Source organism: Streptomyces sp. NBC_00582 (assembly GCF_036345155.1).
In the GTDB taxonomy this organism is placed as follows: domain Bacteria; phylum Actinomycetota; class Actinomycetes; order Streptomycetales; family Streptomycetaceae; genus Streptomyces.
Map to the genome: position 1 here is coordinate 8,795,255 of NZ_CP107772.1, position 15,334 is coordinate 8,810,588.

Annotated in this window: 9 protein-coding genes and 2 pseudogenes; 5 read left to right on the forward strand and 6 right to left on the reverse strand. The window is 71.5% G+C overall.

The window, feature by feature from the left end:
- The first annotated feature begins 23 nt into the window (after window positions 1-23).
- A pseudogene (locus OG852_RS39835) lies at window positions 24-3,670 on the forward strand (hydantoinase B/oxoprolinase family protein).
- Window positions 3,651-4,256, forward strand: coding sequence for a GTP-binding protein (locus OG852_RS39840; RefSeq protein WP_133916290.1), 606 nt, complete (start codon window positions 3,651-3,653; stop codon window positions 4,254-4,256). The pseudogene OG852_RS39835 and the gene OG852_RS39840 overlap by 20 nt, the downstream one beginning before the upstream one ends.
- 77 nt (window positions 4,257-4,333) lie before the next feature.
- On the opposite strand, the gene glpK is transcribed toward OG852_RS39840, so the two are convergent.
- The 5 genes and pseudogenes from glpK to OG852_RS39865 form a co-directional block, all read right to left on the reverse strand.
- Complete coding sequence (gene glpK / locus OG852_RS39845) at window positions 4,334-5,854, reverse strand: glycerol kinase GlpK (protein WP_330350411.1); 1,521 nt, start codon at window positions 5,852-5,854, stop codon at window positions 4,334-4,336.
- Window positions 5,855-5,886: 32 nt separating this feature from the next.
- Window positions 5,887-6,636 (reverse strand): MIP/aquaporin family protein, encoded by a 750-nt coding sequence (locus OG852_RS39850; protein WP_133916288.1) that lies wholly within the window; start codon window positions 6,634-6,636, stop codon window positions 5,887-5,889.
- Window positions 6,637-6,934: 298 nt separating this feature from the next.
- Window positions 6,935-7,463, reverse strand: a pseudogene (locus tag OG852_RS39855) (diguanylate cyclase); the annotation flags it as partial.
- 163 nt (window positions 7,464-7,626) lie between these two features.
- Entirely contained in the window at window positions 7,627-8,817 is a 1,191-nt protein-coding gene (locus OG852_RS39860) for a lipid-transfer protein (RefSeq protein ID WP_330351576.1), read from the reverse strand.
- A complete protein-coding gene (locus tag OG852_RS39865) occupies window positions 8,814-9,239 on the reverse strand; it encodes a Zn-ribbon domain-containing OB-fold protein (RefSeq protein ID WP_330351577.1) in 426 nt (141 codons plus the stop codon). The genes OG852_RS39860 and OG852_RS39865 overlap by 4 nt, the downstream gene beginning before the upstream one ends.
- A gap of 97 nt (window positions 9,240-9,336) precedes the next feature.
- Between OG852_RS39865 and OG852_RS39870 the strand changes: the two genes are divergently transcribed.
- Complete coding sequence (locus OG852_RS39870; RefSeq protein ID WP_330350412.1) at window positions 9,337-10,146, forward strand: M15 family metallopeptidase; 810 nt, start codon at window positions 9,337-9,339, stop codon at window positions 10,144-10,146.
- A gap of 47 nt (window positions 10,147-10,193) precedes the next feature.
- The gene (locus OG852_RS39875) at window positions 10,194-10,730 is read left to right on the forward strand and encodes an NUDIX domain-containing protein (protein ID WP_330350413.1); all 537 of its coding nucleotides are present in this window, start codon (window positions 10,194-10,196) and stop codon (window positions 10,728-10,730) included.
- Between the two features lie 31 nt (window positions 10,731-10,761).
- Here OG852_RS39875 and OG852_RS39880 read toward each other — a convergent pair whose 3' ends face one another.
- Entirely contained in the window at window positions 10,762-13,122 is a 2,361-nt protein-coding gene (locus OG852_RS39880) for a glycoside hydrolase family 31 protein (protein ID WP_330350414.1), read from the reverse strand.
- Between the two features lie 215 nt (window positions 13,123-13,337).
- Between OG852_RS39880 and OG852_RS39885 the strand changes: the two genes are divergently transcribed.
- On the forward strand, window positions 13,338-15,305 hold the full coding sequence (locus OG852_RS39885) for an acetoacetate--CoA ligase (protein ID WP_330350415.1): 1,968 nt from the start codon (window positions 13,338-13,340) through the stop codon (window positions 15,303-15,305).
- The last annotated feature ends 29 nt before the right edge of the window (window positions 15,306-15,334 follow it).

The window sequence follows — 15,334 nt, forward strand, 5'->3', positions numbered from 1 at the left end:
CAGCACGGAAGCGAGGTGAGGACGTGAGCGGCTGGCAGTTCTGGGTGGACCGGGGCGGTACCTTCACCGACATCGTCGCGCGCCGCCCGGACGGCCGGCTGCTGACGCACAAGCTCCTGTCGGACAACCCCGCGCGGTACACCGACGCGGCCGTCGCCGGTGTCCGCGCCCTGCTGGCCGACTCGGACGACCCCGTCGACGCCGTCCGCATGGGCACGACGGTCGCCACCAACGCCCTGCTGGAACGCACGGGCGAACGCACCCTGCTCGTCATCACCCGGGGCTTCCGCGACGCCCTGCGGATCGCCTACCAGAACCGCCCGCACATCTTCGCCCGCCGGATCGAGCTCCCCGAGCTGCTCTACGAGCGGGTCGTGGAGGTGGACGAGCGCATCGCGGCCGACGGCACCGTCCTGCGCGCCCCGGACCTGGACGCCCTCGCCGCCCCCCTGCGGCAGGCGTACGACGACGGAATCCGGGCCGTCGCCGTCGTGTGCATGCACAGCCATCTCCACCCCGAGCACGAGCGGGCCGTCGGACGGCTGGCCGCCCGGACCGGCTTCCCGCAGATCTCGCTGTCCAGCGAGGTCAGCCCCCTCATGAAACTCGTCCCGCGCGGGGACACCGCCGTCGTCGACGCCTACCTGTCGCCCGTGCTGCGCCGCTACGTCCGCCATGTCGCCGACGAACTGCGCGATGTACGGCTGATGTTCATGCAGTCCAACGGCGGCCTGGCCGAGGCCCACCAGTTCCGCGGCAAGGACGCCGTCCTGTCCGGTCCGGCCGGCGGCATCGTGGGCATGGCCCGTATGTCCCAGCTCGCCGGTTTCGACCGCGTCATCGGGTTCGACATGGGCGGCACCTCCACCGACGTCTCCCACTTCGCGGGAGACCACGAGCGCGTGTTCACCACGCAGATCGCCGGCGTCCGGCTGCGCGCCCCGATGCTGGACATCCACACCGTCGCCGCGGGCGGCGGCTCCGTCCTGCGCTTCGACGGCTCCCGCTACCGCGTGGGGCCGGACTCGGCCGGCGCGGACCCCGGCCCGGCCTGCTACCGCGCGGGCGGCCCGCTCGCCGTCACCGACGCCAATGTGATGCTCGGCCGCATCCAACCCGCCCACTTCCCCAAGGTGTTCGGCCCCGACGGCGACCGGCCCCTGGACGCCGCCCTGGTCCACGACCGCTTCACCGCCCTCGCGCAGGAGATCCGCGAGCGGACCGGGGACGACCGCACCCCCGAGCAGGTGGCCGAGGGCTTTTTGCGGATCGCCGTGGCGAACATCGCCAACGCCGTGAAGCGGATCTCCGTCCAGAAGGGCCACGACGTCACCCGCTACGCCCTCACGACCTTCGGCGGCGCCGGAGGCCAGCACGCGTGCATGGTCGCCGACTCGCTCGGTATCCGCACCGTCCTCGTGCCGCCCATGGCCGGTGTCCTGTCCGCGCTCGGCATGGGGCTCGCCGACACCACCGCCATGCGCGAACAGTCCGCCGAGTCGCCCCTCGAAGCCGGCGCGATGCCGAGCATCCACAAGACCGCCGACGACCTCGAATCGGCGGCCCGCGCGGAGCTGCGCGCCGAGGACGTCCCCGACGACCGGGTCCGCGTCACCCGCCGCGCACAGCTGCGCTACGACGGCACCGACACCACCCTCACCGTCGAACTCACCGAACCCGCCACGATGACCCGCGCCTTCGAAGAACGTCATCGCGCCACGTACTCCTTCACGCTCGACCGCCCGATCGTCGTCGAAGCGCTCTCCGTGGAAGCGACCGGCATCACACAACCCCCCGATCTGTCCGCCCTCGCCCCGTACGAGGGCCGTACCGCCACGCCGCTGACCGTCCGCCTCCACACCGGCGGCGTCTGGCGCGACGTACCTCTCCACCGCCGCGAGGACCTTCCTCCCGGCGAGTCCGTCACCGGCCCCGCGATCATCACCGAGGCCAGTGCCACGACCGTGGTCGACGACGGCTGGGAAGCCGCGGCGAGCCACGACGGGCATCTGGTCATGGAACGCACGGCGATTACGGAGAGTTCCGATCTCGCCACACAAGTCGATCCGGTTCTCCTCGAGGTCTTCAACAACCTGTTCATGTCCATCGCCGAGCAGATGGGCGCCCGACTGGAGTCCACGGCGCAGTCCGTCAACATCAAGGAACGCCTCGATTTCTCCTGCGCCCTGTTCGACCCGGACGGAAACCTCGTGGCCAACGCCCCTCACATCCCCGTCCACCTGGGCTCCATGGGCACCAGCGTCAAGGAGGTCATCCGCCGCCGCGGCACAGGGATGCGGCCCGGGGACACCTACGCGGTCAACGACCCGTATCACGGCGGCACCCATCTGCCCGACGTCACCGTCATCACCCCGGTCTTCGACACCCGCGGGAACGGCGACACGGAGAGTGACCCCGAGATCCTCTTCTACGTGGCGTCCCGCGGCCACCACGCCGAGATCGGCGGCATCACTCCCGGCTCCATGCCCGCAGACAGCCGCACCATCGACGAGGAAGGCGTCCTCTTCGACAACTGGCTGCTCGCCGAGAACGGGCGCTTCCGCGAGGAGGAGACCCTGCGCCTGCTCACCGAAGCGGCGTACCCCTCCCGCAACCCCACGACCAACCTAGCCGACCTGCGTGCCCAGATCGCCGCCAACCGGAAGGGCGTCGACGAAGTCGCCCGCATGATCGAGGACTTCGGGCTCGACGTCGTACAGGCCTACATGCGCCACGTCCAGGACAACGCCGAGGAAGCGGTACGGCGCGTCATCGACGCCCTCGACGACGGCGCGTACGCCTACGAGACCGACTCGGGCGCCGTCATCCGCGTCCGCGTCCGCGTGGACCGCGAAAACCGGTCGGCGACCGTCGACTTCACCGGCACGTCACCGCAGCTCGCCACCAACTTCAACGCGCCCTACTCGGTCGTCAACGCGGCCGTCCTCTACGTCTTCCGCACCCTCGTCGCCGACGACATCCCCCTCAACGACGGCTGCCTGCGCCCCCTCGGGATCGTCGTGCCGCACGGCTCCCTGCTCGCTCCCGAACCGCCAGCCGCCGTGGTCGCCGGCAACGTCGAGACGTCCCAGGCGATCACCGGCGCCCTCTACGCGGCCCTGGGCGTCCAGGCCGAGGGCTCCGGCACCATGAACAACGTCACCTTCGGCAACGCACGCCACCAGTACTACGAGACCGTGGCCTCCGGATCCGGCGCGGGCGACGGCTTCCACGGCGCCGCCGTCGTCCAGACCCACATGACGAACTCCCGGCTCACCGACCCCGAGGTGCTGGAGTGGCGACTTCCGGTACAACTGGACGAGTTCGCCGTCCGGTTCGGCAGCGGAGGGGCGGGACAATGGCACGGCGGGGACGGTGCCGTCCGCCGCATCCGCTTCCACGAGCCCATGACCGTGTCCACCCTCTCCCAGCACCGCCGAGTTCCCCCGTACGGTATGGCCGGGGGCGCATCCGGCGCGCTGGGCGCCAATCGGGTGGAGCGGGCCGACGGCACCGTCGTCCGGCTCGGAGGGAGCGATTCCGTGGACGTCGCCCCCGGTGACGTACTCGTCGTCGAGACCCCCGGCGGCGGGGGCTACGGCTCCCCGCCCCACACCCCCAGTCAAGCCATCAAGCAGGAGAAGTGAACGATGATCTTCGGGCGTTCTGAGCGCGGCAAGCCCCAGGTCGAGCCCGTCACGCTCAAGATCCTGGTCGCCGGCGGTTTCGGGGTGGGCAAGACCACCCTCGTCGGCGCCGTCAGCGAGATCAGGCCGCTGCGCACCGAGGAGTACCTCACCGAGGCCGGCCGCCCGGTCGACGACCTCACCGGCGTCGAGCGCAAGCACACGACCACCGTCGCCATGGACTTCGGCCGCATCACCCTGCGCGAGGACCTGGTGCTGTACCTGTTCGGCACACCCGGCCAGGAGCGGTTCTGGTTCATGTGGGACGAGCTCTCCGAGGGCGCGCTCGGCGCCGTCGTGCTCGCCGACACCCGCCGCCTGGAGGACTGCTTCGCCGCCGTCGACTACTTCGAGCGCCGCGACATACCGTTCCTCATCGGCGTCAACTGCTTCGAGGGCGCCGACCGTTACCCCGAGGCGGATGTGCGCAGGGCCCTCGACCTCGACGACGACGTCCCGGTGATCCTGTGCGACGCGCGCGACCGGCTCTCGGTCAGGGACGTCCTGGTCGGTGTCGTCCAGCACGCGATGGACTACGGCACCGAACGCCGTCAGACCGTCACCACCTGAGCCGGCACGGCCCGTACCCTCGCCGACCGGGGGACGGGCCGCTGCCTCGCGGCTCCACGGGGACGCACACGCGCGTACTAGCCCTCGCCGTCCTCCACCCAGCGGAGGCTCTTCTCCACGGCCTTGCGCCAGTTGTGGTACTCGCGGTCCCGCACCGACGCCTCCATCGCGGGAGTCCACTCGGCGTCCTTCTGCCAGTGCGCCTTCAGCTCGTCCAGGTCGTTCCACACCCCGGTGGCCAGTCCCGCCGCGTACGCCGCGCCGAGGCAGGTCGTCTCGGAGACCCTGGGGCGGATCACGGGCACGCCGAGGACGTCCGCCTGATGCTGCATGAGCAGGTTGTTCTTCGTCATGCCGCCGTCCACCTTCAGGGTCGTGATCTGCACCCCGGAGTCCTGGTACATGGCGTCCACGACCTCCCGCGTCTGCCAGCTCGTCGCCTCCAGCACCGCACGGGCGAGATGCGCCTTCGTGACGTAGCGGGTCAGCCCGGTGACCACACCGCGCGCGTCCGAACGCCAGTACGGCGCGAACAGTCCGGAGAACGCGGGCACGATGTACGCGCCGCCGTTGTCCTCGACGCTCGCCGCCAGTGTCTCGATCTCGTCAGCCGAACGGATGATGCCGAGCTGGTCCCGGAACCACTGCACGAGCGCACCCGTTATGGCGATCGAACCCTCCAGACAGTAGACCGGCGCCTCCTCGCCGATCTTGTAGCCCATCGTCGTCAGCAGACCGCTCTTCGACGGCACCGGCCGGGTGCCGGTGTTGAGCAGCAGGAAACTGCCCGTCCCGTACGTGTTCTTCGCCGTCCCCACGTCGTAGCAGGCCTGCCCGAACACCGCCGCCTGCTGGTCGCCCAGCGCCGAGGCGACCGGCACCCCGCCGAGCTGTCCCACGGCGGTGCCGTACACCTCGGCCGAGGACCTGATCTCGGGCAGCACGGCCTCGGGCACGTTCATCGCCGACAGAATCGAGGTGTCCCATTGAAGGGTCTCCAGGTTCATCAGCATGGTCCGGCCGGCGTTGGTCACATCGGTCACGTGCCGGCCGCCGGCGGTGCCGCCGGTGAGGTTCCAGATCAGCCAGGAGTCGATCGTGCCGAAAGCGATCTCGCCCCGCTCGGCCCGGTCCCTGAGCCCCGGCACGTTGTCCAGCAGCCAGGCAGCCTTCGGCCCCGAGAAGTAACTGGCCAGCGGCAGCCCCGTCTGCTCACGGAACCGGTCCTGCCCGTCCGGGCCGCCCAGTTCGTTGCAGAGGGCGGCCGTCCGGGTGTCCTGCCACACGATCGCGTTGTGCACGGGTTTGCCCGTGGCGCGGTCCCACAGCACGGTCGTCTCGCGCTGGTTGGTGATGCCGAGCGCGCTGATCTGATCGGCCCGCAGCCCCGCCTTCGCGATCGCCCCGGCGACCACGGCCTGCACCTTGGACCAGATCTCGGTGGCGTCGTGCTCCACCCAGCCGGGCTTGGGGAAGATCTGGCGGTGCTCGCGCTGGTCGACGGCGACGATCGCGCCGTGCCGGTCGAAGACGATGCAGCGGCTGGAGGTGGTGCCCTGGTCGATTGCGGCGACGTACTTCTCGGCGTTGTCCGTCATTGCTACCCCTTGGGCTGGGTTCAGAAGTCGGATCAGAAGGCCACGTTGTAGATGAGGCCCGCGAGCACTCCGCCGATCAGCGGGCCGACCACGGGGATCCAGGCGTAACCCCAGTCGGAGGTCCCCTTGTTCGGGATCGGCAGGAAGGTGTGCACGATCCGCGGGCCCAGGTCGCGCGCCGGGTTGATGGCATAGCCCGTCGGCCCGCCCAGGGAGAGTCCGATACCGACGACGAGCAGCGACACGATCAGCACGAGCGTGCCGGACTCACCGAGTCCCTTCGTCAGCCCGAAGGCGAGGATCGGCAGGACGAGCGCGATCGTCGCGATGATCTCCGTGATCAGGTTGGCAACCGGGTTCCGGATCTCGGGGATGGTGGAGAAGATCCCCAGCGTCGGCGTCGGCTCCTCCGCCGTGCCCTCCGTGGTGCCCGTCTGCCGTACGTTCGCCTGGAACTGTGCGAGATACACCAGATAGGCCAGCACGGCACCGAGCATCGCACCGACCATCTGGCCCAGCAGATAGACCCAGACCTTGTCCCACTTGCCCGTGTCGACGGCGATCCCGACGGTCACGGCGGGGTTGAGCTGCCCGCCCGACAGCGGCGCGGCCGTGTACGCCCCCGCCAGCACGCCGAACCCCCAGCCGAAGGCGATCACCACCCAACCCGACGCCCGTGCCTTGGAGTATCTGAGGGTGACGGCGGCGCAGACCCCCGCGCCGAACAGGATGAGGATCGCGGTACCGATGACCTCGCCGACGAATATGTCTCCGTTTGTCATGGCGGCTCCTGGGCCCGGCCCGGGGCGATTCGGCCCCGGTGCGCTGTGCAGGGTGCGGTTCGCGTGGCTGCTTCGGCCATGGCAGGGAGATCCCGCGCCCCGCCCGGCGTCCGTGACGAGCGTGCCGTCAGCGCCGCATCGCCCTTGGGGGAGTGGCCGCGGTGAGAGAGGTCCGCGTGGCGCATGCCTGGATACGCCGAGAATGTACGGCGATGTCGGCTGACACCGGGAAGTGTTCACCGGCACCCAGGGAGCGTCAAGGAGGCGGACGGCAATGGTTGGTCCTCGTGACGCCCGCTCACACCACGCCCGGCTCCACCCCCACCGCCTCCGCCGCCGACGGCGACCCCCGCCGCACCTCATGACCGGAGAACCCCGCCTGCCCCGTCACCCAACTCGCCCCGCGCAGCGCCTTCGCGGCCTTCTTCAGCGGGGCCAGACACGCGGCCGCGGCCCGGTGGTCGGTGACGCTGCCCGGCGGGCACTGCACCGTGGCCAGGGACACCGTGACCGGACGCCCGCCCGCCGACCACGGCGCGTCCAGCACGGACACCGCCAGCGGATCCAGCGCCTCCGGATCGGCCAGCACCAGGAAGTCGTCCCCGCCGATGTGCCCCACCCGGATGCTCCCGGACGCCGCGACCCGCAGCGCCCGCCCCACCGACCGGATCGGCTCGTCGCCCGCCGCGAAGCCCGCGCTGTCGTTGACCTGCTTGATGGTCCACGTCCAGCCAGCTCAGCGCGAACGCCCGGCCCTCCGCGATCCGTCGGTCCACCTCCGAGGTGATCGCGTCCGAACCCGGCAGCCGCGTCAGCGGATTGGAAGGCGAAGCGGAGAGTATCCGTCCAGGAGGGCACGGGAGCATGATGGCGCCGTCGGCGCACGCCCAGGCCCAGTTCATGAGACGTTCACGCAGGATTCCGGCCCCTCACGGACGGTGCCGGACGACCCCCGGGAGCGCGCCTCGACCGCCCGTGCCCGGCCGCTCCTCACCGCACCGCGATCACCGCCGACCCGTGCCCGAACAGCCCCTGGTTCGCCGTGATGCCCACGCGTGCGTGCGGGATCTGACGCTCTCCCGCCTGCCCCCGCAACTGCCATGTCAGCTCGCACACCTGGGCGATCGCCTGCGCCGGCACCGCCTCCCCGAACGAGGCCAGCCCTCCGCTCGTGTTGACCGGCGTACGACCGCCCGGCGCGGTCGCGCCGTCCCGCAACAGCTTGGCGCCCTCCCCGTCGCCGCACAGGCCGAGGTCCTCGTACCACTGGAGCTCCAGCGCGGTGGACAGGTCGTAGACCTCGGCCAGCGACAGATCCTCGGGGCCGACGCCGGCCTCCTCGTAGGCCGCGCGGGCGATCGACGCACGGAACGGCTCACCGGGCGGGTCCACCGCGACCGCCGAGTCGGTGGCGATGTCCGGCAGATCCAGGACCGTGCTGGGATAACGGGGCGTCACGGTGGACACGGCCCGGATCCGCACCGGCTCCGCCGCGCCGTGCCGACGGGCGAACTCCATGCTCGACAGCACCAGGGCGGCCCCGCCGTCCGAGGTCGCGCAGATGTCCAGCAGCCGCAGCGGATCCGCGACCACCGCGGAGGCGGCGACCTCCTCTGCCGTGACCCGCCTGCGGTAGCGCGCGTTCGGGTTCAGCGCCCCCATGGCGGCGTTCTTCACCTTGACCCGGGCGAAGTCGTCCAGGGTGTCCCCGTGCACCGCCATGCGTCTGCGCGCGTACAGCCCGAAGTACGTCGGATTGGTGGCGCCGAGGACCCGGAACCGCAGCCAGTCCGGGTCGTCCGGCCGGTCCCCGCCCGCGGGCCGGAAGAAGCCCTTGGGCGCCGCGTCCGCCCCCACCACGAGCGCCACGTCCGTCAGACCGGCGAGGATCCGCGCCCGCGCCGCGTCGATCGCCTGCGCCCCCGACGCGCACGCCGCGTACACGCTCGTCACCCGGGCACCCTGCCAGCCCAGGGCCTTCGCGAACGTCGCCCCGGCCACATAGCCCGGGTAGCCGCCACGCACCGTGTCCGCGCCGACGACCGAGCCCACGTCCCGCCACTGCAGACCGGCGTCGGCCAGAGCCGCCCGCGCGGCCGCCACGCCGTACTCCACGAAGCCGCGTCCCCACTTGCCCCACGGATGCATTCCCGCGCCGAGCACCGCCACCTCTGTCGTCATCCCGCCACCCCCGTCGGCCGCCACTGCCAGGTCGTCCACGTCGTCTCCGCGTCCTCGCCGAGCACGCCCGCGACGACCTCCACCTCCATGCCCACCGCCAGATCGGCGACGGTGACCCCGGGAACCGCCTGTCCCAGCACCACGATCCGCTCGGACTCCAGCTCCACAGCGATCAACGCGTACGGCACCCACGGAAGTTCCGGATCGGTCACATAGGGTGACGGAGGGCGGTAGCGGCTGTCCGTGTACGACCAGACGCGTCCACGCCGCGACAGCGGGACCTCCTCCAGGTCCCCGCCGAGGCAGCCCGGGTTGCGGCAGTGCGTGTCCTCGCGAGGGAAGAAGACCGAGCGGCAGACCGAGCAGCATGTCCCGAGCAGCCGGAAGTCGTCACCGTCCCCCGTGAACCAGCCGGCGACCACAGGTGTGCGTGTACGTGACAACGGTCCTCCTCCGCAGGCAATCTGACGGACAATCAGAATTTTGGCACGGGTGCCTAGCCTTGGGCAGGGTGTGGGCATGACACGCCCCTTCAGTGCGGTCCGCGGCCTCGTCGCCGTCCTCGTGGCCTTACTCACCGTGACCGCGGCGTCCGCCACCGCGCGCGCGTCCACCGACGGCCGAGCCCCCGCGGACTTCGTGGCCCTCTCCACCGTGGACCCGACGATCCTTCAGGACATCCGCTACTTCACTCCGCACAACTTCGTGGGAGCACCCGTCGACGGCTACCGGCAGCCGATCTGCATCCTCACCCGCCCGGCGGCCGAAGCCCTGCACCGCGCACAGAGCCGGCTGCTCCGCCAGGGCTACTCGCTCAAGGTGTACGACTGCTACCGGCCCCAGCGCGCCGTCGACCACTTCGTCCGCTGGGCCGAAGACCTGGACGACCAGGCCATGAAGGACGAGTTCTACCCGGACGTCGACAAGACCCGCCTGTTCGACGACGGCTACATCGCGGCCAAGTCCGGCCACAGCCGCGGCTCCACCATGGACCTCACCCTGGTGAAGCTCCCCGCCCACCCGACCAGGCCGTACGTCCCCGGCGAGACCCTCGTGCCCTGTTACGCGGCCCAGGACGAGCGTTTCCCGGACAACTCCGTCGACATGGGGACCGGCTACGACTGCTTCGACACGCTCGCCCACACCCTGGACCCGCGCATCCAGGGCCCGCAGCTCGCCAACCGGCTGCTCCTGAAGAACACCCTGGAGGAACTCGGCTTCGTGAACCTCGCCGAGGAATGGTGGCACTACACCTTCAAACCCGAGCCCTACCCGGACACCTACTTCGACTTCCCCGTCTCCGCCGCGTCCCTGACCACCGCGTCCTGAGCCGGTCGCGCACGACGCCCTCCCCAAGATCGGATACGCTCCGCCGCGTGTCCGAATCTCTGCACTCCAAGTCGAACTCCGCGCGCGACTCCCACTGTTCGAGCTGTGGAGCGCCCTACGGGGAGGGCGTCACCGGCTGGCCCCGCACCTGCCCGGCCTGCGCCACCGTCGCCTACCGCAACCCGCTGCCGGTGGCCGTCGCACTCCAGCCGGTGTACGACGCGCAGGGCACCGGCCTGGTCGTCATCACCCGAACCGTCGCTCCCGCGCGCGGGGGAGTCGCCCTGCCCGGCGGCTTCATCGACGACCGCGAGGACTGGCGGCAGGCCGTCGTCCGCGAACTCAGGGAGGAGACGGGCATCGAGGCCGCGGGCCGCGACGTACGCCTCGCCGACGCCATGAGCTCGCCCGACGGCCACCTGCTGCTGTTCGGCCTCCTCCCGGAGCGCCCCGCCGACCGCCTCCCGGAGTCCGCGCGCACCGACGAGACGGAGGGCTGGCACGTGCTGCGCGGGCCGCAGGAACTCGCGTTCCCGCTGCACACCCACGCCGTGCGGGCGTTCTTCGAGGGCCGCTACATCTGACCCCCGCCCGGCCGGGACCACCGGACACGACCTAGGCGAGCCCGCGCACGCGCACGGGGTGGGACGGCTCCTGCAGCCCGTCCTCTCCCTCCCGCTCGACGACGACCTGCCGGCCCTCCCAGCGGGCGACGTACCGCTCGACCTCGGGCTCGTCCCAGCCGTCGCCCGGGTCCCGCACCACCAGACCGCCCCCGGTCCGTCCCCGGGCCGGCGTCCACACCTCCAGCTCCAGCCCGCCGTCGTCCCCGCGCACCGGTATGACGGCACCCGCGCGCGCGAACACCGGAATGCGCGACAGAGGGGCGTCCACCAGCACCTGCCCCGGCCCCCGGTGCCTGCGGCCCGTCGCCGTGTCGTACCAGAGCCCCCTCGGGAGCTGTACGGCACGCCGCTCGGCGCCCGGATCGAGCACCGGCGCCACCAGCAGGCAGTCACCCAGAAGGAAGGCGTCCTCGCAGTCCCGCAACGCCCGGTCCTCGGGCGCGCCCCACCACACCGGGCGCACATAGGGAGCCCCGGTACGCCGGGCCAGATGCGCCAGCGTCACGAAGTACGGCAACAGCCGTCGGCGTTCGACGAGCGCCACGCGCGCGTGCTCCAACACCTCCGGACCGAACTCCCACGGCTCGCGGCGCCCCGCCCGCATGCTCGCGTGCGTACGGAACAGCGGCAGATACGCCCCGAGCTGGAACCACCGCAGATACAGCTCGGGCGACGGACTCCCGTCGAAGCCGCCCACGTCCGGCCCCGAGTACGGCACCCCGCACAGACCGAGCCCCATCACCAGCGACAGCGACGCCCGCAGCCCCGCCCAGCCCGTGGCGACGTCCCCCGACCACGTCCCGCCGTAGCGCTGCAGCCCCGCCCAGCCGGACCGGGAGAACAGGAACGGCCGCTCCTCGGGCAGCAGCTCCCGCAGCCCTTCGTAGGCCGCCCTGGCCATGCACAGCGCATAGACGTTGTGCGCCTCCCGGTGATCGCCGTCCCGCCCGTCGAGGGCGTGGCGGGCCGACCGGGGCAGCGTCGGCTCGCCGAAGGCCGTGAACGACGTCGGCTCGTTCATGTCGTGCCAGAAGCCGGCGAACCCCTGACCTATCCGCTCCGCGTACAGCTCCCCCCACCAGCGCCGCACCCGCGCGTGCGTGAAATCGGGGAACACCGCCTCACCCGGCCACACCACGCCCTCGACGACCCGCCCCGAGGCGTCCCTGACGAACGCGTCCTCGGCCAGCCCGCTGTCGTAGACGGCGTTGCCCGGTTCGGCCTTGACCGCCGGGTCGACGATCGACACCAGGCGGACGCCGTCCCGCCGCAGCTCCTCGGCCAGCACCGGCAGCTTGGGGAAACGGTCCTGGTCGACGGTGAACACCTGATGGTCGTCGTAGTGGTCGATGTCCAGATGGACGGCGTCAAGGGGCAGATCGCGCTCGTGATAGCCGGCGACGATCCGGCGCACCTCCTGCTCGCTGCCGAAGCCCCACCGCGCGTGATGGTGCCCGAGCGCCCACGCGGGCGGCAGCGCCGGAGCCCCCGTGAGCGAGGCCCAGGCGAGCAGCACGCGCGCGGGGGTGCCCACCACGACCCAGCAGCGCAACGGGCCGCCGTCCATCCGGAGCTCGCACGACCCGGGCCGGTCGTGTCCCGACCCCGCCCCCTCCTCGCCCTCCCGCAGCGTCACCGTGCCGTCCCACGACGTGTCGTGGAACACCAGATGCGTGGCCGCGTCGGCCACCACGAGCTGGACCGGCATCGTCAGATAGAGCGGATCGTCCTCGCGGCCGAAGGCACGGCCGGGATCGGTGTTCCACAGCCGGTACGTCCCCCCGCGCAGCCGCGGTCCCGACGCCCGTCCGCCGAGCCCGAAGAAACGCGCGTCCGCCGCCACCTCCGACCGCTGCATCCAGCGCCCCGGACCCCCCTCCCGCGGCTCCCACCAGCGCGGCGGCAGATCACGGCGCAACGTCACCCCGCCCGGCGTACACACCTCCACCGCGCCGTGCCGCGAGACCACCACCGTCACCCGCTCGGCCACCACCCGCCAGCCGCCGTCCTTGTCCGGCTCCAGCACCGCCCGGGGATCGGCCTCCGGGCACCGCCCGGCCAGCGCGTACGACGGCTCGGGGCCCGCGCCGTCCCAGCCCCAGAAGACCGCTCCGTTCACCGCCACGAGGATCCGCAGCTCCGAGCGGCCGAACCGGATCGTGCCCCCACCGGGCGCCGGCTCCACGTCCCGCACCGGCCCCGGCACCCGGGCACGCTCGGCACCCCGCGCCGGCAACCCGGCGGCATCGGCACGCCTTCTGCGCCAGGCGGCCCGTACAGTGCGCAACCCCTGGGCCGCCCCCGCAGAACCGACCGTCTTCATCGAACGCACCAGGTCACGACCGTCCATGCTGTTCACCCTGCCACTGACCGCTCCACACGCGCGTGTCGTTCAACTGCCGTTCACCCATGTCGGGACCACATGTTCACGACACGGACTGTGTGGGGCACACCCTGGTGCAGAAGTCGATCACATGGCATCGTCCCTGTCAGCCGCGTCACGCGCACAACCCCGCACGTGCGCGGACGACGCACACGACGCGCCACAGTCCGGGAGCCGCCCCCATGTCGACCGTGAACCCCGAGCCGCTCTGGCGGCCCGATCCGCAGCGCACCGCGAAAGCCCAGGTCACCAGGTTCCAGTCCTGGGCGGCCGAGCACCACGGAGCTCCCGCCGAGGGCGGGTATCCAGCCCTGCACCGGTGGTCCGTCGACGAGCTGGAGACGTTCTGGAAAGCCGTCACGGAATGGTTCGACGTCCGCTTCTCCACGCCCTACGCGCGCGTGCTGGGCGATCGCTCGATGCCGGGCGCCGAGTGGTTCCCCGGGGCGACGCTGAACTACGCCGAGCACGCCCTGCGGGCGGCCGCCACCCGTCCGGACGAGCCGGCCCTGCTGTATGTCGACGAGACCCATGAACCGAGCCCGGTCAGCTGGGCGGAGCTGCGCCGACAGGTGGGCTGCCTGGCCGCCCGACTCCGCGCCCTGGGCGTGCGCCCGGGGGACCGCGTCAGCGGTTACCTCCCGAACGTTCCGCAGGCGGTGGTCGCGCTCCTCGCGACCGCCGCCGTGGGCGGCGTCTGGACCTCCTGCGCCCCCGACTTCGGCGCTCGCAGCGTCCTCGACCGCTTCCAGCAGGTCGAGCCCGTGGTCCTGTTCACCGTCGACGGCTACCGCTACGGCGGCAAGGAACACGACCGCCGCGACGTCGTCGCCGAACTGCGCCGCGAGCTGCCCACCCTGCGTGCCGTCGTCCACATCCCGCTCCTCGGCACCGAGGCCCCCGAGGGAGCCCTCGACTGGTCGGCGCTCACGGCCGGGGACGAAGAGCCCGTCTTCGAGCAGGTCCCCTTCGCGCACCCCCTGTGGGTGCTCTACTCCTCCGGGACGACCGGGCTGCCCAAGGCCATCGTCCAGTCCCAGGGCGGCATCCTGGTCGAACACCTCAAGCAGCTCGGCCTGCACTGCGACCTCGGGCCCGAGGATCGTTTCTTCTGGTACACCTCGACCGGCTGGATGATGTGGAACTTCCTCGTCTCCGGCCTCCTCACGGGGACCACGATCGTCCTCTACGACGGCAGCCCCGGCTATCCCGACACCGGCGCCCAGTGGCGCGTCGCCGAACGCACGGGCGCCACCCTGTACGGCACATCGGCGGCGTACGTCATGGCCTGCCGCAAGGCGGAGGTGCACCCGTCCCGTGACTTCGACCTCTCGCGGGTGCAGTGCGTGGCCACCACCGGCTCACCGCTCCCGCCCGACGGGTTCCGCTGGCTGCACCAGGAGGTCCGTGACGACCTGTGGATCGCCTCGGTCAGCGGCGGCACGGACGTGTGCTCCTGCTTCGCCGGGGCCGTACCGACCCTTCCCGTCTACACCGGTGAGCTCCAGGCACCCGGCCTCGGCACCGACCTGCAGTCGTGGGACCCGGACGGCCGGCCCCTCGTCGACGAGGTCGGCGAGCTCGTGGTCACCAACCCCATGCCGTCCATGCCGGTCCACTTCTGGAACGACCCCGACGGCAGCCGCTACCACGACAGCTACTTCGACACCTACCCCGGCGTATGGCGCCACGGCGACTGGATCACCGTCACCTCGCGCGGTTCCGTCGTGATCCACGGCCGCTCCGACTCCACGCTCAACCGCCAGGGCGTCCGCATGGGCTCCGCCGACATCTACGAGGTCGTGGAGCGGCTGCCCGAGATCAAGGAGTCCCTGGTCATCGGCATCGAACAGCCCGACGGCGGGTACTGGATGCCCCTCTTCGTGCATCTCGCCCCCGGAGCCGCCCTCGACGACGCCCTGCTCGGCCGGATCAAGCAGGCCATCCGCGAACAGCTCTCCCCCCGTCACGTTCCCGACGAGGTCATCGAGGTTCCCGGCGTCCCGCACACCCTCACCGGCAAGCGCATCGAGGTCCCCGTCAAACGCCTCCTCCAGGGCACCCCGCTGGAGAAGGCCGTCAACCCGGGCTCCATCGACAACCTGGAACTGCTGCACTTCTACGAGGAACTCGCGCGCAAGAAGGCCTGACGCGACCGCCGAGCGGCACCGGCCCGCCC